The 21,675-nt window shown below is 40.4% G+C and carries 17 protein-coding genes and 2 pseudogenes; 11 read left to right on the top strand and 8 right to left on the bottom strand.

What is annotated here, in order from left to right; all coding sequences use genetic code 11:
• The first annotated feature begins 90 nt into the window (after positions 1 to 90).
• Positions 91 to 1,605, top strand: coding sequence for a sodium:solute symporter family protein (locus tag MUO15_RS10490; RefSeq protein ID WP_245035706.1), 1,515 nt, complete (start codon positions 91 to 93; stop codon positions 1,603 to 1,605).
• A 136-nt stretch (positions 1,606 to 1,741) separates the two neighbouring features.
• Here MUO15_RS10490 and MUO15_RS10485 read toward each other — a convergent pair whose 3' ends face one another.
• The 3 genes from MUO15_RS10485 to MUO15_RS10475 form a co-directional block, all read right to left on the bottom strand.
• Positions 1,742 to 3,319, bottom strand: coding sequence for a Na+/H+ antiporter (locus tag MUO15_RS10485; protein WP_245035704.1), 1,578 nt, complete (start codon positions 3,317 to 3,319; stop codon positions 1,742 to 1,744).
• Between the two features lie 98 nt (positions 3,320 to 3,417).
• Positions 3,418 to 4,377: a dimethylarginine dimethylaminohydrolase family protein gene (locus MUO15_RS10480; protein ID WP_245035703.1), complete on the bottom strand. Its 960-nt coding sequence runs from the start codon at positions 4,375 to 4,377 to the stop codon at positions 3,418 to 3,420.
• A 281-nt stretch (positions 4,378 to 4,658) separates the two neighbouring features.
• A complete protein-coding gene (locus MUO15_RS10475) occupies positions 4,659 to 5,003 on the bottom strand; it encodes a YuzC family spore coat inner layer protein (RefSeq protein WP_245035701.1) in 345 nt (114 codons plus the stop codon).
• A gap of 177 nt (positions 5,004 to 5,180) precedes the next feature.
• Here MUO15_RS10475 and MUO15_RS10470 point away from each other — a divergent pair.
• Positions 5,181 to 6,771 (top strand): annotated as a pseudogene (locus tag MUO15_RS10470) (FMN-binding glutamate synthase family protein).
• Positions 6,772 to 7,124: 353 nt separating this feature from the next.
• On the opposite strand, the gene MUO15_RS10465 reads toward MUO15_RS10470, so the two are convergent.
• The gene (locus MUO15_RS10465; protein WP_245035699.1) at positions 7,125 to 7,496 is read right to left on the bottom strand and encodes a hypothetical protein; all 372 of its coding nucleotides are present in this window, start codon (positions 7,494 to 7,496) and stop codon (positions 7,125 to 7,127) included.
• 301 nt (positions 7,497 to 7,797) lie between these two features.
• On the opposite strand from MUO15_RS10465, the gene MUO15_RS10460 reads away from it, so the two are divergent.
• The 6 genes and pseudogenes from MUO15_RS10460 to MUO15_RS10435 all read left to right on the top strand — a co-directional run bounded on the left by MUO15_RS10460 (position 7,798) and on the right by MUO15_RS10435 (position 15,542).
• On the top strand, positions 7,798 to 9,237 hold the full coding sequence (locus MUO15_RS10460) for a sigma-54 interaction domain-containing protein (RefSeq protein ID WP_245035697.1): 1,440 nt from the start codon (positions 7,798 to 7,800) through the stop codon (positions 9,235 to 9,237).
• A 173-nt stretch (positions 9,238 to 9,410) separates the two neighbouring features.
• The gene (locus tag MUO15_RS10455; protein ID WP_245035695.1) at positions 9,411 to 10,997 is read left to right on the top strand and encodes a class I adenylate-forming enzyme family protein; all 1,587 of its coding nucleotides are present in this window, start codon (positions 9,411 to 9,413) and stop codon (positions 10,995 to 10,997) included.
• Positions 10,998 to 11,180: 183 nt separating this feature from the next.
• Entirely contained in the window at positions 11,181 to 11,786 is a 606-nt protein-coding gene (locus MUO15_RS10450) for an SDR family NAD(P)-dependent oxidoreductase (protein WP_245035693.1), read from the top strand.
• A 15-nt stretch (positions 11,787 to 11,801) separates the two neighbouring features.
• On the top strand, positions 11,802 to 13,181 hold the full coding sequence (locus MUO15_RS10445) for a short-chain fatty acid transporter (protein ID WP_245035691.1): 1,380 nt from the start codon (positions 11,802 to 11,804) through the stop codon (positions 13,179 to 13,181).
• Between the two features lie 43 nt (positions 13,182 to 13,224).
• Positions 13,225 to 14,271, top strand: a complete 1,047-nt coding sequence (locus MUO15_RS10440; protein ID WP_245035689.1) for a phosphotransferase family protein — start codon at positions 13,225 to 13,227, stop codon at positions 14,269 to 14,271.
• A 66-nt stretch (positions 14,272 to 14,337) separates the two neighbouring features.
• Positions 14,338 to 15,542 (top strand): annotated as a pseudogene (locus tag MUO15_RS10435) (acyl-CoA dehydrogenase family protein).
• Positions 15,543 to 15,686: 144 nt separating this feature from the next.
• Here the strand turns inward: MUO15_RS10435 and MUO15_RS10430 are convergent.
• Complete coding sequence (locus tag MUO15_RS10430; RefSeq protein ID WP_245035687.1) at positions 15,687 to 16,439, bottom strand: FG-GAP-like repeat-containing protein; 753 nt, start codon at positions 16,437 to 16,439, stop codon at positions 15,687 to 15,689.
• Between the two features lie 305 nt (positions 16,440 to 16,744).
• On the opposite strand from MUO15_RS10430, the gene MUO15_RS10425 reads away from it, so the two are divergent.
• Positions 16,745 to 17,824 (top strand): sensor histidine kinase, encoded by a 1,080-nt coding sequence (locus MUO15_RS10425; RefSeq protein WP_245035685.1) that lies wholly within the window; start codon positions 16,745 to 16,747, stop codon positions 17,822 to 17,824.
• Positions 17,825 to 17,947: 123 nt separating this feature from the next.
• On the opposite strand, the gene MUO15_RS10420 is transcribed toward MUO15_RS10425, so the two are convergent.
• Positions 17,948 to 18,403: a hypothetical protein gene (locus MUO15_RS10420; protein WP_245035683.1), complete on the bottom strand. Its 456-nt coding sequence runs from the start codon at positions 18,401 to 18,403 to the stop codon at positions 17,948 to 17,950.
• Between the two features lie 444 nt (positions 18,404 to 18,847).
• Between MUO15_RS10420 and MUO15_RS10415 the strand changes: the two genes are divergently transcribed.
• A complete protein-coding gene (locus MUO15_RS10415) occupies positions 18,848 to 19,078 on the top strand; it encodes an excisionase family DNA-binding protein (protein ID WP_245035681.1) in 231 nt (76 codons plus the stop codon).
• A gap of 14 nt (positions 19,079 to 19,092) precedes the next feature.
• Here MUO15_RS10415 and MUO15_RS10410 read toward each other — a convergent pair whose 3' ends face one another.
• Positions 19,093 to 20,697, bottom strand: a complete 1,605-nt coding sequence (locus MUO15_RS10410; protein ID WP_245035679.1) for an amidohydrolase — start codon at positions 20,695 to 20,697, stop codon at positions 19,093 to 19,095.
• A 133-nt stretch (positions 20,698 to 20,830) separates the two neighbouring features.
• Positions 20,831 to 21,211, bottom strand: a complete 381-nt coding sequence (locus MUO15_RS10405; protein WP_245035677.1) for a RidA family protein — start codon at positions 21,209 to 21,211, stop codon at positions 20,831 to 20,833.
• Positions 21,212 to 21,411: 200 nt separating this feature from the next.
• Here MUO15_RS10405 and MUO15_RS10400 point away from each other — a divergent pair, with 200 nt between their 5' ends.
• Complete coding sequence (locus MUO15_RS10400) at positions 21,412 to 21,552, top strand: hypothetical protein (RefSeq protein ID WP_245035675.1); 141 nt, start codon at positions 21,412 to 21,414, stop codon at positions 21,550 to 21,552.
• Positions 21,553 to 21,675: the final 123 nt, after the last annotated feature.

Here is a 21,675-nt window from a genome sequence, read left to right as displayed (position 1 = left end):
CTATTTACTGGATAAGTATAGCAGTCTGTTGGATTTTGGGATTAAGCATCTGGAATAAAGTCTATCCCAAACGAAAGGGGAAAGTAAACATTGGGTGAAGAATCGAATTCGTTGTTGTGGATCATTAGTATATTGTTAGTTGGATATTTTGTACTCACTACTTGGCTAGGAAAAAAAGGCGCCGTCCACAGTCGGTCGATGAAAGGTTTCTCAATCGCTAAAGGAAAAGTAAAACCTTGGATTGTCGGGGTCAGTTTTGGAGCTTCCTTTGCAAGTGCCAACCTATTCTTAGGGGTACCTGGATGGGCCTATACCTATGGTGTATCCACTTTATGGTGGGCACTAGGGTGCTTTGGTGTTACATGGATTGGTTTACTATTGTTCACAAAGAAATTTTGGAGACAAGGTCAAAGGAATGGTGGCAGTCTTACACTGCCACAGTGGCTAGGGGATCGATACCAGAGTAAAACATTACAAGTAATCGTTGCGCTACTGATCTTGTTCAATATTTATTACATTGTAGGTCAGAATGTCGGGCTAGCTACAATGTTTGAAACAGTTGTAGGTATTCCCTATATTTGGGGGATTGGAATTGGTGTAGGAATTACTATTTTATATGTAAGCTTAGGAGGAGCCTTTGCCCAGATCATTAGTGACGGAATTCAGGGCATTATCATGTCAGTGGTATCTGTCCTTTTATTCGTTTCCTTATTATGGACAATTGGTGGTGGGTGGAACGTTTTAGGTCATTTGCATACAGAGCTTAGTCAAATTGATAAAAGTTTAGTTGCACCAACCTCTGACGGTGGACCATTTTATAGCGGCTTTGCTATTTTAAGTATTCAGTGGCTGCTATTTTCTTTTGTATTGCTTCCACATTTGATGAATAAAGTGCTAACGATTGAGAAAGAAGAAGAGTTGCGCACCTTTACATTATCGTCTGGCATAACCCTATTTCTGTTGTCCGTTTTTTCAGTATTTGCCGGACTAGCTGCACGCGTGCTCACCCCGGGACTCGTTTCAGCGGATGGTGCTATACCTGCCTATATAATGGAAGCATTTCCTACTATTATTGTAGCGCTAATGGTTACTGGGATCATTTCCGCTATACTATCAACTACAGATAGCTTGTACCTGGGTATTACGTCTAGCATTGGCAACGATTTATACAAAGTGTTAGTGGTTCCATTGCTTTATAAAAATAAAAATCTCTCCGAAAAACAACTGGATCGGAAAGTATTGCGAGTTTCGAAAATGTCCCTGATCGTTATTGGATTGTTATCTCTTTATATGTCAATTGATCGTCCCGAATCGTTAGCATTACTTACACAGTTTGGAATATCGGCAATTATAAGTGGCATTATTGCTCCTATCAGTTTAGGTTACTTTTGGAAATCAGCCAATAAGATCGGAGCTATTACATCCGTCTTATTTGGATCAGGCTGCTTCATGTTCCTAACTGGTACTGGGATTGTAAGCCATGTTTTTCAAGCGTTATTCTTCAGCTCTATTGTTGGTTTTGTACTCATGATAACGGTTAGCATTATTTCAGGGTATGTAGTGAGGAGAGACAAAGTAATGCGTGCTGAACAACAGGCTCAGTAGCTATGAACTGTCGCCATTCCAAATCATATAGTGTAATCCCCCTTTCTCTACTAGGTGAGAAAGGGGGTTCTCTTTTAAGGCAACGTAACATCCATAACCTCTTTAGGTATGAAATCACGAAAACGCGTCCTGCAAATTAGTCATCATCCTCGATTTCCACAAGTTTATTTGTGATCTCATTTAATTCCTTTTCAGCCACTTCATTAGATATGATATCTTCTTTTAATAACCTTTCAATCGCCTCATGCTGGGCATATAAAGCATGCTTCCGTAATGTGATTTGCTGTTTTTCTTTAAGGTCAGGATGCTTTTCAAAAAGCTGATCAATTTCTTTGTGTAGTTGAGCAAGTTCCTGTTCGTACTGATCTACAATTTCTTTGGTGACCGTTTCGGTTATGAACAAATTTTTCCTTACTTTAGTTATTTCTGAAATGGCATTTTTAAATCGGTAAACACGTGCTATAAGTTCCTCATACTCTACAAAGCCTTTTTCTTCTCTATTGACACCTAACCAGGTGATAACTGGTTTGATGGAAAGACCTTGGCCGACTAATGAAAACAAGACTACGCTGAAAGCTAAAATTAAAATATCTTCACGGCCTGTAAAATCTCGGGGTAGACTGAGAACAAGGGCAATCGATAATGATCCTTTTAACCCACCCCAATTTAAAATGTGCTTCCATGAGTCAGGGAAATCCTTGATGAATAATAAGCTTGAGTACACCGCAACACTTCTTGCGATAAGAACGATCAGAATGGCTAAAAATATATAACCCCATTTGTCCGTGACATCAATTCGGGTAATTTCAAGACCAACCATTAAGAATACAAGGGAATTGGCAAGTAATGTAACGACATCCCAAAAGTTGCTGATATTTAACTTTGTCGCAGGTGTCATACCAATTTTTGCACCATAATTCCCCAAGATAAGTGCTGCAACTACAACAGCAATGACCCCTGAGGCATGCACGGTTTCAGCCAGTAGAAATGCACCATAAAAAAGAATGATGCTAAAAATAATTTCCAGAGGGTAATCATCAAAGTACTGAGTTACCCGCGATACAACGTACCCCAGGGCCCCACCAATGATCAGACCTAGTGCTACTACCTTAATAAATTCCCATACACCATTCCCGACGCCAACGACCCCAAGTTCTGTATAAGCGAGTAAGGAAAAGGCCGATATATTAAAAAGAACGACAGCTAATCCATCATTAAATAAACTTTCTCCTTCAATAACAGTTGCGAGCCTGTTGTTCACGCCGACATTTTTAAAAATGGATAAAACACTTACGGGATCCGTAGCGCTCATGATGGCTGCAAAAACAAAGGCAGCTGGAAGCGAGAACTGTAAAAGCCACATGGAAGAAAAGCCAATCACGATAAAAGATAAAAAGGTACCACCAAAGGCGAGTGCAATAATCGGCTTTTTATTTTCGGTTAAGTGTGAAAAGGGAAGCTTTAATGCGGCTTCCCCTAATAAAGCAGGCAAGAACAATGTGATGATGGCGAAGTTAAATACTTCTCCTTCAGTGATAAAATCCTTTAAAGGCGCAAGCACAGGAATGTCTATCAGACCGATGATTGCACCAATAATAACAAGTGCAATCGGGTAGGGCTGTTTAAATAATTTAGCAATAGCGGTAATTCCCGCTGCCATCATAACTAAGATGAGAATAAGTGAAAAGATATGGTGTAAATCTAACTCATGCACTGTTTTCCCTCCTGAATGAAAGCATATTCGATTCCTATTTTTAAAGTGAAAGATGTTTATTCCTATAAAAATAAAACAGGGTGTTTAATTAGCAGAGTTTAAGACAGTGGTTCCCGTATCAATGGTAAGGTTAAGCAATGAATCCCGCCGCCTAACTTGTAAAACTCAGAGATATCTACAGGTATTACAATTATCCCATTTGACTCAAGCAGCTTCCTTGTTTGTAATCCTGAACTAGGGCATACAACTTTACCAGGTGCTATTGGTAGAACGTTAATCGATAGAGGCGGATCCTTAGGTTCTACATGTAATAGTTCAATGTTTCTTTTATGCAGCTCATCTAGGAACCAAAATGGTAAAAGAGCCTTATTTATAAGAGCTTTGCGACGATCCAGTAGAAGAAAAGCCTCATCAAGATGAATGATGGTCGATGGTAAATCGACAGTAATGAGTTCAATATTTTGAATGGATAGAATGTGCCTGATCTGTTCAATGCCGCTTGGGTTGACACGCTCTGACCGCCCAATAATGGCTGTTGATTCATCTAACATGGAGAAGCTGCCGCCCTCTGCAAACCCGTCACCCTGAATGCAGCCTAACATTGGTAGACCCGCTTGGCTGAACGTTTGAGATGCGAATAATGTTTCTCCATGTCGGATGTACAGGGCCAGGCGAGAAAGGATTACACCACCAGGAATCACCATACCCAAGTCTCTTGTGAAGATTCTCTCTGGCCAATCCTCTGATTGTCCCTTAAGGTAGACAATATCTATCCCTTCATTGCTTAATACGTGTGCTAACTGATCATGCTGAGTCTGAAGTAAATCTAAGTTAGGCAAGTCAGTATTTTGGTAATCCTCCGGAGTCGTCCCTTTAATATTCCTGTCTAAAACTGTTCCGGATTCAATTTGCTGAGCATTACTATGTAGCTTTAGAATTTCTTTGCCGGGCCGATGCATCAGTACTTTTTTTATACGACCTATATCAGTTGAGGCTCCCCAGTTTTCTCCCCATATTTCTTGTAGCATAGTCTTGTCGTGAAAGGGCTCTGTGACCAAACTCCTCGATAGGTATCGATTGGTATTATTCATTTTTAAATGACCTCTATTCTTATTGTTTTGATAGTAAAAGGCTCCCCGAAAAGCATGGGTTTTAATCTTAATGGAAGATAATGTATTTCTTTTTGATATGTTAATCGCCTTCAATATTAAATTAGAAATTTATCGGCTTGTCCTTAAGTTAAATAATAGGTGCTTTGGAAAAGGGATAATTATCGCAATTAATGCGTCACATTTTTGATAGCTACGTAAAAAGCAGTTCGTACTCGACGGACTGCTTTTTAAAATAATCCCCAAACTAAATTCATAGTTAGTGTACAACAATTTTGAAAGCTGTCAGCATCTGCGTAAAGTGTAAAGGTTACTGAGCTTGGTGTGTAAGATGTTTCAATAACTCCAGGTATCCCGGTTGATTTAATGACACGATCGACTGTCTCTTGGTCATCTCTTTGGGCAGCTTGCATAAGCTGTTGTCTCATTTCTGGGGACGCCATAAGGCGATTAATCACTATTTTTCCGTGCTCGAACAATTTGTGATAAGCCTGTAAGGATTGTTGGAAATTGTCGGTATTTACTTGAGGGTATGGATTAGTTCTGAGGTAAGGTTGACAGTAGTATCTGTACACTGATTATTCTACCTCCAGTAATGATTTGTAAAACTCCTTACAACATATGTTACAGAACGTAAAGTAGTGTCGATTTTTAATGGAATACTTAGGAAATCAAGTTTTTAAATTAAAGCAGAGGGTACCTCTTACTCTTTTGGAAATCCTAAGGGTGATTACATTAAGGAGGAATCGATCGTGAATGTAGCTAATATCATGACAATCATCGGCTTTGTAACGGGTGCTCTCATTTTGCTAATACTCATTGCAACTGGATTATATTTATATTCAGTTGATCGTACGCAAAAAATGCATCCAATTCTACGTAATTATCCAATAGTCGGAAGGGCCAGATACTTTTTACAACAAATTGGTCCAGAGATGCGTTCGTATCTATTTAATAATGATCGAGAAGGGAAACCTTTTTCCCGAAATGATTACGAACATATTAAGAATAAGTCAAAATATAAACGTGATGTCTTTGGCTATGGGTCACAGAGAGATTTTGAAAAAGAGGGTTATTATGTTAGGAATTCAATGTTTCCAAAGTTGACGGAAGAATTAAAGATGGACCGAGAAACGAAAGTAACTATAGACCGCTACCTACTGATAAAAGAGCCTTTATTTACACAGAAAAAGGAAAAGTTAGAGCAGGATGAATCCCCCGTTTATTTGCTTGAGGATGAAGACGCCATAGTGATAGGGGAGAAGGCAAAAGATCCTTTTATCGTAAGAGGCCAAATTGGTATGTCGGCAATGAGTTATGGGTCCCTGGGCGACCGTGCAATTACAGCACTTTCAGAGGGCCTTGGGTTTGCGAAAGGAAATTGGATGAATACTGGAGAAGGCGGCTTTCTGATTACCATTTAAAGGGTGGTGTTGATATTATCATGCAAATCGGCCCAGGTTTGTTTGGGGTCAGGGACAAAGAGGGTAATTTTAGCTGGGAAGCCTTAAAGGAAAAAAGCGAAATTCCTGAATTGAAAGCATTTGAGGTTAAATTAGGCCAAGGTGCGAAAACACGTGGCGGCCACATTGATGCCGAAAAGGTAACAGAAGAAATTGCAAGAATTCGTATGGTAGAACCATTTAAATCGATCGATAGTCCGAATCGTTTTCGTGAATTCAGCGATTTTCCTTCATTATTTGATTTTATCGAACGCGTCCGTGTACATTCAGGGAAACCAGTTGGAATGAAAGTGGTTATTGGCATTAATTATGAAGCTGAAGAATTGGCAAAATATATTAAGGATACGGGAAAGAGCCCCGACTTTATTACCGTCGATGGCGGGGAAGGCGGGACAGGTGCTTCCTACCAAGAGTTGGCTGACAGTGTTGGTTTACCAATTAGGTCTGCGTTGCCAGTGGATAATACCTTAAAAAATACGGTGTTCGTGATCAAGTTAAAATCATAGCTTCAGGCAAGCTGGTCTCGCCGGATCGAATCGCTATTGCTCTGGCAATGGGAGCTGCTCTGGTTAATATAGCACGAGGATTCATGATTACGGTAGGCTGTATCCAGGCTCTCCAATGCTCATCGAATGCTTGTCCAGTCGGGGTAGCCACAACTGATCCTGAATTACAAAAAGGACTCGTTATTGGTGAAAAGAAATGGCGAACAGCGAATTATGTCATTACGATGCGGAAGGGATTATTTCGGATTGCTGCAGCAGCAGGTTTAGACTCGCCCGTTCATTTTAAGCGGGAACATGTTGTTTATAATGATGAAAAAGGCAGAGTGTGGTCACTGGATGATATTTATCAATCCATTGTTGACCAAGAAAAGTAAGTTGATTAACATTGTCTGTTTTTAAGATCCTATCGAATGGAAACTAGTGAGGAACTAGGTTCTAAACGCCCTATGGATCCTTCTGGAAATCGTATATAACCTCCTAGAAAGAGCCTGACTCATCAATCAGGCTCTTTCTAGTCATGGATCATGGATCTCTTGATTAGAATTTAAATTGAACTTTGATTTTGATATTCATTGTACAGAATGATTTAATCTGTGCTTCTTGACCAATCGGTACATTTAGTAATCCATTTTATTTGAATAAATATGGTATTAATCAAGGCATAAGAAACAGCCCCACTTGGAGCTGTTCTCAATTTACTACATCAACTTTTCAGGAAATCTCTTTGTTACAGTACCGATAACGCAGCAATCGCTGTCAAAGGAAGAATAAGCCTTCCAACACCACCACCGAATCCTCCATATCCCCCATAGCCATAACCTGGGAAACCATATCCACCGTATCCGTAGCCTGGGCCATAACCATATCCCCATTGTCTTGAATTATTTTCATGATGTTGGTTGGCTAACGATAAATGAACGTTCTCACCATCCACATGATCGATGAAACCCTTGAAAGAATCTCCAAAAACGGTTTGTATATGCACTTTTTTATTCATATGCTGTTTGCAAAGATGAAACATATGTTCCATATGTTTCGGGTCAACGTTCATATTCCCCATAGAATTTGCATTCATATTTGCGTTCATACCATGATGCATTGTTTCCAACCCCTCCCTGTATTCTGTGTACTATTTTTAAAAAAACATTCCCTATCAAGATATTCATCTACGGGACACATGTGTATATAGCAAGTAAAAATGGGCGTATCATCCATTTAATGGATGACCTGAGGTGGAAATACTTGGGGTTTATCTTTTTATCCGCAGTTGGGGGGGGCACCAAATATTATTTTCATTTCCATGGGTACATTCGTTTTGTTTTAGTAATAGACAGAAAACTTTGACATATTAAGAGCTGTATCTAATAATTATGATATGACTCTAATAATGGAGGGGAAATATGCTGAACTCAGCTCAGGCAAAAGAAAGTACTTCTAAGAGCCCATTACCCCAGCAATTAAATCTCCTGGATTCCATCATTCAGTCGAGTTATGATGGTATTTTTGTTGCGGATGCTACAGGTGTTGGCTGGACAATGAACGAAGCATATACACGCATTACCGGAGTGTCAAAAAGCGAGCTTTTATATAGAGACTTGAAAGATGCCATTAAAGAGGGGATCATCTCCGATTCAGTCACGTACCGGGTGTTAGAGGAAAAGAGGGCAATTACCATTGTTCAAAATGTAAATGGTGTTGAAGTGCTGGCGACAGGGAGCCCAGTTACGGATGATGAAGGAAAGATTACTCACGTAGTCACGAATATTAGAGATTTACGTGATCTGAATTATTTGAAGTCTGAGTTGAATGCTTCTCGAGCTTTTACGGATAACCTATTGAAGGAGTTCAGCCAACGGAGTGGGGAAGAAGAGATCAATCCACACTTAAAAGGTATGATCACGCGAAGCAAAGAAATAAGGAAAGCTTTATCGATCGCAAAGAAAGTAGCGAAAGTTGATTCTACGGTAATTTTAACCGGAGAGTCAGGAGTGGGGAAGGAAGTATTCGCAGATTTTATTCACGATCATAGCCGGAGAAAAGGAAAAGCCTATATAAAAGTAAATTGTGCGGCGATCCCCGCTGCTTTACTGGAATCAGAATTGTTTGGTTATGAGAAGGGGGCTTTTACTGGTGCGGTCAATAATGGGAAGACTGGATTGTTTGAGGAAGCAAACGGAGGAACGATCTTCCTGGATGAGATAGGTGAAATTCAGTTTGAACTACAAGTGAAACTTCTAAGAGTTCTACAGGAGCTTGAGATTAAAAGAGTTGGAGGGACACGACAGATTCCTCTTGATATCAGAATTATAACCGCGACAAATCAAAGATTGGAAAAATTAGTGGAACAGGGAAAGTTTCGTGAAGATTTGTATTATCGACTGAATGTTGTTCCTATCGATATTGCTCCACTAAGAGAACGAACATCAGATATTGCTTCATTGGCTAACCATTTTCTTAAACGCTTGAATCAGAAATATGACATGAATAAAACCCTCCATCCAGAAGTACTTCCCGTTTTAGAAAATTACTCATGGCCAGGGAACATTAGAGAGTTGGAGAACGTAATTGAGAGAGTTGCAGTCACATGCGACCAAGATGAAATCGTACCATCCGAATTGGCTATTCTCAATAAGGATAAGGCCTCCAATAGTAGTAAATCCTCTGAAAACAAAAGTTTAAAAGAACAGGTGTATAGATTAGAAGTGGATATGATCCAAATAGCTTTAAAAAAACATCTAACGACGAGAAAAGCGGCAGACTCGTTAGGGATAAGTCAATCCACCTTAGTTAAGAAGATGAAAAGGTTCCATCTATCCAGTCAAGAATATGTTCATGATTGAGGAGGCGTACCCAACGCCTCCTTTTTGGTTGATTCAATTTCGAATAATTCGATTCAAAATAGAATCAATTCTCCCCAGTAGAATACTGAATTTTGTGAATTTACCGGGCCCTAAATAATTGGCATGGTTTTTGCTAGTTATAAGGTAGCTATATTATTCGAGGAGGAGGATGTATGAGCAGAGAAACGATTCACGGGCGAGAAGTTTTTGTATTTGATGATCGTCCATCGACAATGAGGGAACTGTTCCAGCAAACTGTCAGCAGATTTCCTGAACGGGAAGCCATCGTATTTGAAGATGAAAGAATTACTTATGCGCAATTACAACAACAAATCGACACGCTAGCGGGTTGGTTGGTAGATACCTGTTCTTTGAAGAAAGGGGATAGGGTCGCATTACTGTTAGGCAACCGGCCTGAGTTCATTCAGGCATTTCTGGCTTGTGCATGTATAGGGGTCATCGTGGTTCCTTTGAACATCCGTTCTTCTGAAAAAGAGCTGATGACTATGATAGATCAATCTGGAGCAGTGATGATATGTGCAGAGGATGGATACGGGCAGTTAATTGAACAATGGAAAACGGAACATCCTAACCAACCGGTTTTACTTACTAAGGACGCTGAGATTGATGGAAGTTATTACGAATTCAACCACGTGTTGAAACAGGCCCCTCCTAGCCCTGAATACCCAATTTTACAGGAAGAGGATCCTTTGTACATTATGTTTACCTCTGGTACAACCGGGCTTCCTAAAGGGGCAGTCGGCAGTCACGTGAATGTGATTCATAGTGTCTTGAATTACAAAGAGGTTCTTAGAGCAGAAGAGCCGGTTCGGACTTTGATTGCCGTCCCATTATTCCATGTAACAGGTTTGATAGGGCAATTTTTCTACATGCTATTGACCGGTGGTACTAATGTATTAATGAAACGCTATCAAACTGGCCGCTTTCTTGAGCTCATCGAAAAAGAAAGAATTACCTTTTTATTTAATGTCCCGACAATTTATATCATGATGATGAGTCATGAAAAGTTCCAGAAAGTAAATCTGAGTTCCATTGAAATTATGGCATTCGGAGGGGCACCTATGTCACAGGAAACAATAGAGAATTTAATGAAAGCGCTTCCTAAAAGTCGGTTGCACAATGCATACGGGGCGACAGAGACAACATCCCCGGCTGCTATTATGCCTGAAGTAAAAGGATTCTCTAAAATTGCTTCGGTAGGAAGAGTGGTGCCGACAGGGGAGTTGAAAATTGTAAACGAGTTTGGTGAAGAGCTTCCTCGTGGAGGAGTAGGAGAATTGTACATTAAAGGACCAATGATTATCAATGAATATTGGGAAAATGAAGAAGCAGTCAAGAGCTCTTTTGATGAAGATTATTGGAAATCTGGAGATATGGCTACGATGGACGACGATGGCTTCCTTTATATCATGGATAGAAAAAAAGATGTTATTAATCGAGGAGGGGAAAAGGTTTTCTCAGCTGATGTGGAAAATGTTCTATATGGTCACCCTGATGTGTTGGAGGCGGCAATTATCGGTGTACCCGATACGATGTTTGGAGAACAAGTTAAAGCCTTTATCGTTCCAAAAGGAGAAAGAAAGCCTACCGCATCAATGATTCAATCCTATATGAAAGAACAGGTAGCTGATTACAAAGTTCCAAAATACGTTGAAGTCATAGAAACGCTGCCAAGAAATCCGGGTGGTAAGATACTGAAAAATCAGTTGCTGCAGCTTGAGAAGAAAAGTAAGGATTAGCTCTAAACACACTAGATTGAAAGGGGAGATTTAATATGTTTCGTTTAGATGGAAAAGTAGCATTGGTTACAGGGGGAGCAAAGGAATAGGGCTCGGTATGGCTCATTGTCTCGGGAAAATGGGGGCAAAGGTTGCTATCGCCAGCCGGGGATTGATGATCTTGAAAATGCGAGAGATGAACTTTTGAATTCAGGAATTGAAGTGATGTCCACACAAGTCGATGTCGGTGATAAACAAAGTGTTCAATCCTGGATAGACGAGGTGGTTAAGCAATTTGGAGCGGTGAATATCCTCGTTAATAATGCGGGAACCAATATCCGAAAGCCATTAGTTGAAATAGAAGAGGATGATTGGGAACGGGTAATTGATACGAATTTGAAAGGCGTATTCCTAGTCGGGCAAGCCGTCACAAAGCAGCTGATCAAGCAGCAAAACGGAGGACGAATCATCAATATTTCTTCCATATTTGGAGGGGTAGGCAGCAGTTTTCAAACCAGTTATGCAGCAAGTAAGGGAGGGATTAATCAAATTACAAAGGTATGGGCACATGAGCTTGCTGAAGAAGGGATTACTGTAAATGCTCTTGCTCCTGGTTATATTAAAACCCCTATGACTGAAGGATGGCTAAATGATGAAAAAAGGTTCAGAAAGATTATTGATCAAACGATGGTCAAGCGAGTAGGGAATCTTACGGATTTGGAAGGACCATTAATGCTGTTAGCTTCTGATGAATCTAGTTATATGACTGGGCAAACACTTTATGTTGATGGTGGATGGACAGCACAATAATAAGGGGGACTCTTTATGGAACCGATCGGGAAGAAAACAGATTGGGAAGAGCCAAAATCCAATAATCCAATCTCAAAATTAGCTATGTTTTTTGCAAAGGTTGCAGAAAAATGGTTGCCCGATGCATTTGTGTTTGCGATTTTACTTACATTGATTACCTTTGTAAGTGGTATATTTGTGACCGAAAGCTCCCCTTTTGATATGGTTATCCACTGGGGTGACGGATTTTGGGGGTTACTGGCTTTTACTGCTCAAATCATAACTACGTTCGTAATGAGTTATGCGTTAGCTTTAACTAGACCAGTTTCTAAGCTTCTTGAAAAAGTTGCTGGTTTATGTAAGACTCCCAAGTCAGCCATATTAGTCGTAACCTTTTCAGCTCTGGTAGCTTCACTGATTAGTTGGGGGTTGGGTCTTGTAGTAGCAGGTATTATGGCTCGTTTAGTCGGTTCAAAGGTTCCAGAAGTTGACTATCGTGTGCTTGTCGCCTCAGGTTATTCGGGATTCGTTATATGGGAGGGCGGTCTATCTTCTACCCCATCTTTATTCGTTGCAACAGAGGGACATAACTTTCAAGATATGGTAGGCTTGATCCCAACGTCTGAAACGTTGTTTTCACTTACTAACATTATATTATTTGTGATCATATTCTTCACTTTACCTTTTGTGATGTACATGATTCACCCTAATCGACCAGAGGATCGGAGGCAAATTGATCCATCTTTGTTGAATAATACGAATGTTTCACATGATCAAATTAAAACAAAGGATATGAATCCTAATGAGAAAATGGATAATAGTCGTCTCGTTGTCCTAGCTGGAGGCCTTCTAGGACTGACCTATCTAAGTTACCAATTTTACTTGAACGGATTTTCTCTGGATTTGAATATCGTCAACATGATGTTCTTGACAGCTGCCCTTTTATTATATGGAAATGTAAAGGAGTTAGGGAATGGACTTAAGTCGGCCTCTGGAAGCGTGGGACAATTTGCGCTTCAATACCCATTTTATGCCGGCATCATGGGAATGATCAGTGCCTCAGGGTTAGCCGTTTGGCTGTCCAGTAATATTGCTAGTGTCGCTAATGACCAGACACTTCCTTTCTTTTCCTTTTTATCAGCCGGTTTGTTGAACATGTTTATCCCTTCTGGTGGGGGACAATGGGCTGTGCAAGCTCCAATTATGTTGCCTACAGCTATGGAAATGGGAGTGGACCCTGCAAAAATTGTTACAGCTGTCGCATGGGGGGATGCATGGACCAATATGATTCAACCATTCTGGGCTATTCCGATGTTGGCTATTGCTGGATTACGTATTAGGGATATGATGGGATTTGCCACGATCACTCTTTTGTACACTGGAGCGATTATGTCTATAGTATTTCTAGTCTCTTAGGAAAGCGGTTACATTTTTTAATCCATATGAAAGGAGCAAGCAAATGGCTGAATTAACTAAGCGGGATAAAGAAGAAATCAACTGGAATGGAGTCGAAACTTTGCTCAAAAATCGTTATCCTCACTTAAAAGGGGATTTTGAAGTCAGTAAATTTTCAGCGGGCTATTCCAATTTAACTTATAAAATCAAGGTTGGCAGCTTTGAAGCTGTTTTACGGAGACCCCCATTCGGGCCGATTCCTCCAAAGGCGCACGATATGAAAAGAGAGTTTAATCTTTTAAAAAATATAAACCCTGTTTTTCCGCTCGCACCTAAACCTTATCTATATAGTGAAGACACGGAGCTGATGGACAAACATTTCTATTTAATGGAGGTAAAGGAGGGTTTTGTTATCGACCATTCTCTTCCGGAATCTTATGAGAACATTCATGGGATAAGGGAGAAAATATCAGAGGCTGTCATCGATTCACTTGTAAGCCTTCATTCTATTGATAGTAAAAGAAATAAGTTGATGGATCTTGGCAAGCCTGAAGGGTTTTTAGAGAGACAAGTAAAAGGGTGGATTAAACGTTATAACAATGCGAAGACACATGAGATAGAAGGTGTAGCTGAAATAGAGGAGTGGCTACTGGAAAACATTCCTTCTTCATCCGAATCAACAATTGTCCATAATGATTTCAAATTGAACAATATGATGTTTTCTTTGTCTAATCCGGGTGAGGTCACAGGAGTGTTTGATTGGGAACTCTGTACCATAGGGGATCCTTTGACTGATTTAGGCAGTACATTGGCATATTGGACTGAGCCTGGCGATGAAGAAACAGGACTTGCTGCTGTTACGGATCAGCCGGGCTTTCTTTCACGAAAAAGAATGCTTGAACTATATGCAGAGAAAAGCCAAAGGGATCTATCCGATATAGACTACTATCTAGTTTTTTCTTTCTATAAGATTGCTGGTATCTTACAGCAAATCTATTATCGATGGGAAAATGGAAACATCGAGGATGACCGCTTCGCTGATTTGAATATAGGTATCGCAAATTTAATGAAAAAGGCTGATTCAGCAAGGCGGAATCAGTTGTTTGTTTAACCTGATATCCTGTTTAACAATGTATAAAAATTAATTCAACTATACTTATAATGGAGATGATGAATCATGTTAACAACAGTTTCCAATCGTAACGAAGAACTTCAAAAGAGGCTTGTTTCTTTCATGGAGGAATACGTATATCCTAATGAAAAATTGTATGAAGAACAACTGAACGAGAACGAAAGCCGTTGGACCATCCCGCCTATCATGGAAGAGTTAAAGGAGAAGGCCAAAGAAGCAGGATTGTGGAATCTATTTAATCATGAAGAAGGATACGGCATTCAGCTATCTAACTATGATTATGCCCATTTATGCGAAATTATGGGGCGCTCCCTGATTGCTCCAGAGGTTTTCAATTGCAATGCCCCGACACTGGGAACATGGAAGTTTTAATGAAATTCGGAACGGCAGAACAAAAAGAAAAATGGCTGCCCCCTCTACTTGATGGGAAAATTCGTTCATGCTTTACGATGACCGAGCCAGATGTCGCCTCATCAGATGCCACGAACATCCAAAGTCACATCGTCCGTGAAGGAGACGAATATATAATCAATGCTAAGAAATGGTGGTCCTCAGGCACCATGGATCCACGCTGTGAAATTGCTATCTTTATGGGGAAAACTGACCCTGAAGGGCCTCGCCACGAGCAACAATCTATGGTTTTAGTACCGATGAATACCCCAGGTGTTGAAGTCAAGAGACATTTGCCTGTCTTCGGATATGATCATGCACCACATGGTCATGCAGAAATACACTTTAATAATGTACGTGTACCTGTATCCAATCTTATTTATGAAGAGGGGAAAGGATTTGAAATAGCCCAGTCCCGCCTTGGACCAGGCAGGATTCATCACTGCATGCGCGCTATCGGGGCAGCAGAGCGGTCAATTGAGCTTTTATGTGAGCGTGCTCAAGAAAGAGAAGCATTTGGATCACCATTAGCTGAAAAAGGGGTGATTCGTGAAGTGATTGCCGAATCCCGCATAGAAATCGATCAAGCTCGTTTGCTTACATTACATGCAGCTCAAAAGATGGATGAACATGGAGTAAAGGCAGCAAGAAAGGAAATCGCTATGATCAAAATTGCAGCCCCAAGAGTCTCCCTCAATGTCATTGATCGGGCCATCCAAATTTTCGGAGGTGCCGGTGTGACAGAAGATTTTCCATTAGCTGCTCACTGGGCAAATGCAAGGACACTTAGAATTGTTGATGGGCCGGATCAAGTTCACTTGCGGGACATTGGTCGGCTTGAACTTAAAAAATATCAATAATAAAAATTTTTGAAATGTTCTCGCCCCGGGTGTATGCCATGATATCGGAGCGAGAACATTTTATGTTATAAAAGGAAAGGCCTCTTTTTGCATTATGAAATGAATCCCTTCTGTCATGATTCTATAAATATTTTCTCCCCCTTCTCACTGTTCTGGGCTCGCCCCATAGATAGCTACATACTGAGTATTATTCATAACCGAAAACTTCGAACCATCCCAGCTCAGAGGAGTTTGCACTACCCCAAGCCCATCTGCATGGTATCTTCCAGAAATTTCTTGAAACACAAACAATTCGTATACGCCATCCCCTTGAAAATCGATAGGATAAAGTACATTTAATCCAGAAACCCAGCCCTCAATCGGTTCCTTTAATGTTCCATCAGGTTGGTAGATCTCCGACAAATAGTCTTTCCCTCTATTCTGGATATCGATCGTGTAGGTGAGATTGAGAGTTCGATTCACCACATCAACCTTGTAATAATCCCTGTAGATTACATCGTACACAAAGGAATCATCGAACTTCTTGTAATCGAACAGTTCCTTCGCCTGGTTGTTAAGGAAGGAGTAGACGTAATAATAACCAAATCCGCCGCTTCCCCCGGAATTGATACTGATTAAAATATCATCCACTTGATCTCCGTTAAAATCCCCTAAGAAAAGCGAGGGTTGATAGCCTGCATTTGATTCTAAAGGAATACTGTAAGCGGCATTTGTTCTTCCGTCTTGAATGACGAGTGTGATCTCTGTGGTAAATGGACTTGTGCTACCGTCAGGCTTTTGTCCAATTAAATAGACATGATCAGGGATACCGTCGCCATTTACGTCACCTTGCTTGGACGTCAGGATGGACGGTGGCTGTCTCATGTAATAAGGATAAGGGTACATATTCTCCTCCATAATCGTTTTATATTCCTGTGCTATCATATGCCCAATTATAAAAAAGTGTTCACATTTAACCACGAATGAAGGACAGCTGCTCGACTCGCATTTATCATACAGAATTGCCCGCACTTCACTTCGTCCTATTTTTCAAAGTAGTGTGTTTGATGATATAAAATTGGTGATTCACCCGACCCACCAGCACTTTAGAAAAGGAAAGGAATGCTTTCCGAAGGAAGAAATGCCTGATGCAATTCATAGAACCATGTAGACGTTTTGATTTCATATGGTATATGCTTATATATAGGAAAGGAGCGGGAAAATTGTCGATACGCAAACGTTTAATTTTATCTAATATAGCAATGGTCATTGTGCCGATCCTCTTACTGCTTATTGTTGAAATAGCAACAGGGTATCTCTTAATGAATGTATTTGAAATCGGAAACAGGGAAGAACTCCAAAAAATATTTATCTCCGTACAATTTGTCGGGTTATTTCTAATCTTAATCTTAACGAACGGCATCATTACATATTTTGTTTCTAAAAGTATCCTCCGCCCCATTAATAGGCTGTCACATGCTGCGGAGGAAATTGGTAAGGGGAACCTGAATTTCACTATCGAACGGATGAGAAAGGACGAGATTGGCAAACTTTCTGATACGTTCGAAATGATGAGGAAGGAACTGCTGCAATCCCAGGAACTTCAGCAAAAATATGAGGAAAACCGCAAAAAGCTGATTAAGAATCTATCACATGACCTGAAAACACCGATTACATCAATCAAAGATCATGTGGAAGGACTACGTGACGGCGTAGCAGATACAGAAGAGAAAAAGGATGCTTATATGGGAACGATTCATACAAAAACGATCGTCATGGATCGCTTAATCGATGAACTTCTCGAGCAATCGAGATTGGATATGGGGAAATTCGCATTTCGATTCAAAGAGGTCGACCTGCGTCCTTTTCTTATCGATACGATGGAGGAATTTCAGCTTGAATGGGAAGAAGTATCGTTTTCTTTCCAATCGGAAGAAGGAAAGAGATTTCGAGCCCAAGCTGACCTTGATCAGTTAAGAAGAGTTGTCGTCAATATTTTGAATAACAGTTTGAAACATATGGATAAAGCCGATAAAAAGATTGACATTCAGTTAATGAAACAACTCGGTGAGATTACTGTGGAAATAAAGGATAACGGCCCGGGTATCCTCGACCAGGATCTTCCCCACATTTTTGAGATGTTCTACCGTTCGGATTTAGCGAGGAGACAAGAGGGCGGAAGTGGTCTTGGTTTAGCTGTTTCTAAACGAATCATTGAAGAGCATGAAGGGGAAATAACTGCTGCTAGCAGAAAAGGACATGGAACAACGATCAAGTTCACCCTGCCGGATTATCGAGATTAAAGGTTGATGGTAAAAGTCAGCCTCTTATTTCAATGTCGAATGTCTGCTTCGTTCGAGACAGCAAAAAGGTGTTATCCCCTTAATTACGGGAAATTAAAAGGAGCCCTGATAATGGGCCCCTTTTTAAATACGGCTAAACCCTTCCTGTTCAAGGAAATTGGCTGCCTCCTTATACGAATTAAATGTTCCTTCTAAGTCCTCATCAGCATAAACATTATACCCGTCTTCCTCACGCATTAAGACGAGCGATTGATCATCATTATTAAGCCATTCTTCAAGTACAGGATTCTTTTCAGCAGGTGTGGCCGCTAGCGAATCAATGGCAGCTTCTACAAGCGCATGCAGCTCATCCGCTTCAAAGTCGCGGATGTTGACCATCCCTCGATCGTCTGCTGAATAGTCTTCCAGTTCGCCGGCATAAACAAAGCCATTCCCGTTTGGGTGAAGGTGATAGACGACATTCTTTTTGTCATATAAACTATCCTCAAAGTGGAAATTGACACGTCCAAGCGAAACTTCCCTTTTCTCGAGCTGCTTAAATTCCTCGATAATGGCTAATTTTTCTTCAAAAGTTAACATAAGCGCCTCCTCAAGCGTTCCGTATCCATTGCTTGATTATAGCACAGGGGACATATGAATTAAAAAAGAATTGTTAATAACAGCAATCTGTGGTATAGTTAAGTTTGCGATGAGCTAATTTGTGTAAGACGATGTATATGCCTTTCTACATACAAGGCTAAACGACGAATGTGGTCGTCGGTGCGTTCGCGACAAATATCGAAAGCTTTCCCTGAGACACGGGAAGGCTTTTTTATTTGAGTTTCTCAGCAGAAGCTGCTGCTTTATCTACATAGCTTGCAAGAAATTTTTGTGTCTTCATTCATTATTTCGGTTGTGGCATCGATTTCTTTCAACCCAGACGGAGCCTTTTACTAATGGCTGCATTGGTTTTCAAAAAATGTTTGGCTGTAAAATGTGGTATAGTATAAGCACGATTCGTGTAGATAAAGAAGGTGAGATGAATTGTATTTAACCATTGAACAAACGGCAAATTATTTGGATGTCCCTCAGTCATTTATCCAAAATCTTATCCGTGACAATCGAATCCGCACGATTCATGATGGGGAGCAGTACCTTATTAATAAAAACCAATTTGATACTCATTTCGATCAGATTGAGAAATACCGTGTAATGATTCAGGATTACTTCAATGAACCGCTGCCAGAGGACCCTGATATTAAAGACGAAGACTAAAAAAGCAGAGCATGTTAGCTCTGCTTTCTGTCATATACTTTTTCGCCGCGATACCATGTTTGCAGCACGTTGATCTTATGCAATTCCTCTTCTTGGATCTCTTTAGGATGTTGATCAAGCATCACAAAGTCCGCCTGATATCCACGGTCAATCTTTCCCTTTTTCCCTTCTTGGTATTCGATTTCCGCGGGTACACTTGTGAATCCGTTAAAGCTGTCATCCACCGTCAGTTTTTCCTGCGGCATCCATCCACCTTCAGGATTTCCTTCAAGATCCGTTCGATTAACAGCCGTATTGATTGATATAAGTGGATTGATTGAGCCGATCGGCAAATCAGAACTTAAGGTTATAGGAATGTGATCACGCACGAGACTATTAAATGCATCACAAAATGGCAGTAATTCTTTCGGTGTCCATTTACCTTTTTTATCCCATTCGCCCAGTAAAAAGGAGGGCTGTGTTTCAATGTATGGCTTTACTTTTCTAAGACGGTCAATGAGATCTGGAGCTAATGTCTGAGCATGGATGATTCGATGGCGGCGTTCATTTGTGTACGCTTCTTTTTGCTCCAAAGCTTGAATGGCTTGTTCTATCGCCTTATCCCCAATTGCATGCATTGCCACCTGCATACCGTTAGAACCAGCTTCAGCGACCATTTCGTTCACCTGTTCTTGAGAATAAATCAGTGTGCCGCTGGCCTCTGGGTTTTCCGGGTAAGGATTCCTCATGGCAGCAGTATGAAGCCGCTGGGTCCCATCAAGGAAAATTTTAACCGCGCCAACTTTCACCTGTTTTGTTCCGTCACCCGTCCTCAATTTATGATCTTTTAAATATCTTGTTAGATCTTCAATATCAAATATATAGTGGTGTAGTTGCACATCAATCGGAAGGTTTCCTTCATTCTCAAGCTCTGTATAAGCCTGCCATAGTTTATCATAACTTTTAATGAAATTTAGATCGTCTGTATGGACAGATGTCAGGCCATGTTGGCTAATATGAGGAAAAGCAGCTTGGAGTGCCCGTTTCGCATCTTCAACGGACCGCCCCCAGAAGTGACGCTTAATATAATGGACAGCTGTGTCCTTAAACCTTCCTGTCCATCGTCCTTGCTCATCTTTTTCTTTAAACACGTCGGGCTCTTTTTTAAAATCTTCCTCTTGTTTTAACAACTCTAACGCTTTCTCACTGATTACACATTCGTGGCCATCTTCATGAAGGAGGAAAATGTACGCATCCGCCTGAATTTTATGCAGGTCTTTGGCTGTAAGCAAATGATCCAAGTCATCAAATTGGGCATCATTGAAGCCCTTTCCGAAAAACCATTGATTTTCTTCAAGGCCCCTATAGTGATTCTCGATCATTTCCTTCATCTCTTTAAAGCTTTCCGTTTCCGTTAAATCAAGTTCCTTTTTTAACAGTCCATATCTAAGTAAATGCATATGACTATCATTAAATCCGGGTGTGATCACTTTTCCATTTCCATCCACCGTTTCCTTTTCACCGTGGTAAGGGCTAGAGTGAATGGCTTGAAATACACCGTCCCTCAATTCAACAGCATATATTTCATCGGAGTTTCTTTGGTCAAAGGGTTGATAGATTCGAACATTGTCTAAGATCACAAGTGATTCTCCTCTCAAGGTTTGCATCTAGTTAGACGTTACCCCTATATCTAGCGGATATAAACCTTTTGAAGGAAGTTGTTCCCACGTAAAAAAGCAGAGGCTATGTAATTAGCTCTGCCTTTACGATCTATTACTCTTTAACAGCTATTGCTTCAATCTCAACCTTCGCCCCTTTAGGGAGCTTTCCAACCTCAACTGCAGCCCGGGCTGGAAAAGGTTCACTTAAAAAGCTTGCATACACCTCGTTTACCACAGCAAAATCATCGATATTATCAAGATAAATATTGGCCTTGGCAAGGTGCTTGTAAGTAAGTCCTGCTTTTTCTAAAATCGCACCGATGTTTTTCATCACTAGCTCAGCCTGTTCTTTAACGTTCTCAGAAACAAATGACTGGGTGGCGGGATCCAGTGGGATTTGTCCGGAAATGAAAATGAGATCGCCAACATCAACTGCCTGTGAATAAGGGCCGATCGCTGCCGGTGCTTGGTCTGTAGCTATAGGTTTTAACATGGCGTGTCACTCCTACTATGTAAGTTATTCATATCCTATCACGGTCAGGATCAGTTAGGAAATACTAAGCTTTGAAATTTGCCTCAATTTATCTAATGGTAAACTGGAAGAGGAATTTTATCCTTACTATTTGTCCGAAAAATAGTAAAAAACTAGAAAACTATCATTTCCCGGGAAATGATGAAGAGGAGTGTCTAATTTTGACAACAATACAAGTGCCTTTTGGCGCAGGGTTTCAATCAAGTAATCGAATATTAATCATTCCTGAAGAGGTGCCAAAGTATTATGACGCTTGGCAAGAATTATATGCTGCGATTTTGGAGCAATCTTTAGTAAACTAACTAAGGTAAAATAGAGTAAGAATAGAGATGAATGTGATTTTTGCGGAAAAGATTAGTCTATATAATAATTTTAGCTTTACAAACGTTAGATTTTATCATTAAATTAGAAACATCCGTCATCTA

The sequence above is a fragment of the Halobacillus amylolyticus genome (assembly GCF_022921115.1).
Lineage (GTDB): Bacteria > Bacillota > Bacilli > Bacillales > Halobacillaceae > Halobacillus_A > Halobacillus_A amylolyticus.
Note: the sequence above shows the minus strand (reverse complement) of the source record. Positions and strands in the feature narration are given on the sequence as shown.

Excerpts from the sequence above, each read along its gene's own strand:
- MUO15_RS10465 (WP_245035699.1), bottom strand. The coding sequence starts at position 7,496 with ATGCATCATGGTATGAACGCAAATATGAATGCAAATTCTATGGGGAAT.
- MUO15_RS10460 (WP_245035697.1), top strand. The coding sequence starts at position 7,798 with ATGCTGAACTCAGCTCAGGCAAAAGAAAGTACTTCTAAGAGCCCATTA.
- MUO15_RS10455 (WP_245035695.1), top strand. The coding sequence starts at position 9,411 with ATGAGCAGAGAAACGATTCACGGGCGAGAAGTTTTTGTATTTGATGAT.
- MUO15_RS10445 (WP_245035691.1), top strand. The coding sequence starts at position 11,802 with ATGGAACCGATCGGGAAGAAAACAGATTGGGAAGAGCCAAAATCCAAT.
- MUO15_RS10440 (WP_245035689.1), top strand. The coding sequence starts at position 13,225 with ATGGCTGAATTAACTAAGCGGGATAAAGAAGAAATCAACTGGAATGGA.
- MUO15_RS10430 (WP_245035687.1), bottom strand. The coding sequence starts at position 16,439 with ATGGAGGAGAATATGTACCCTTATCCTTATTACATGAGACAGCCACCG.
- MUO15_RS10420 (WP_245035683.1), bottom strand. The coding sequence starts at position 18,403 with ATGTTAACTTTTGAAGAAAAATTAGCCATTATCGAGGAATTTAAGCAG.
- MUO15_RS10405 (WP_245035677.1), bottom strand. The coding sequence starts at position 21,211 with ATGTTAAAACCTATAGCTACAGACCAAGCACCGGCAGCGATCGGCCCT.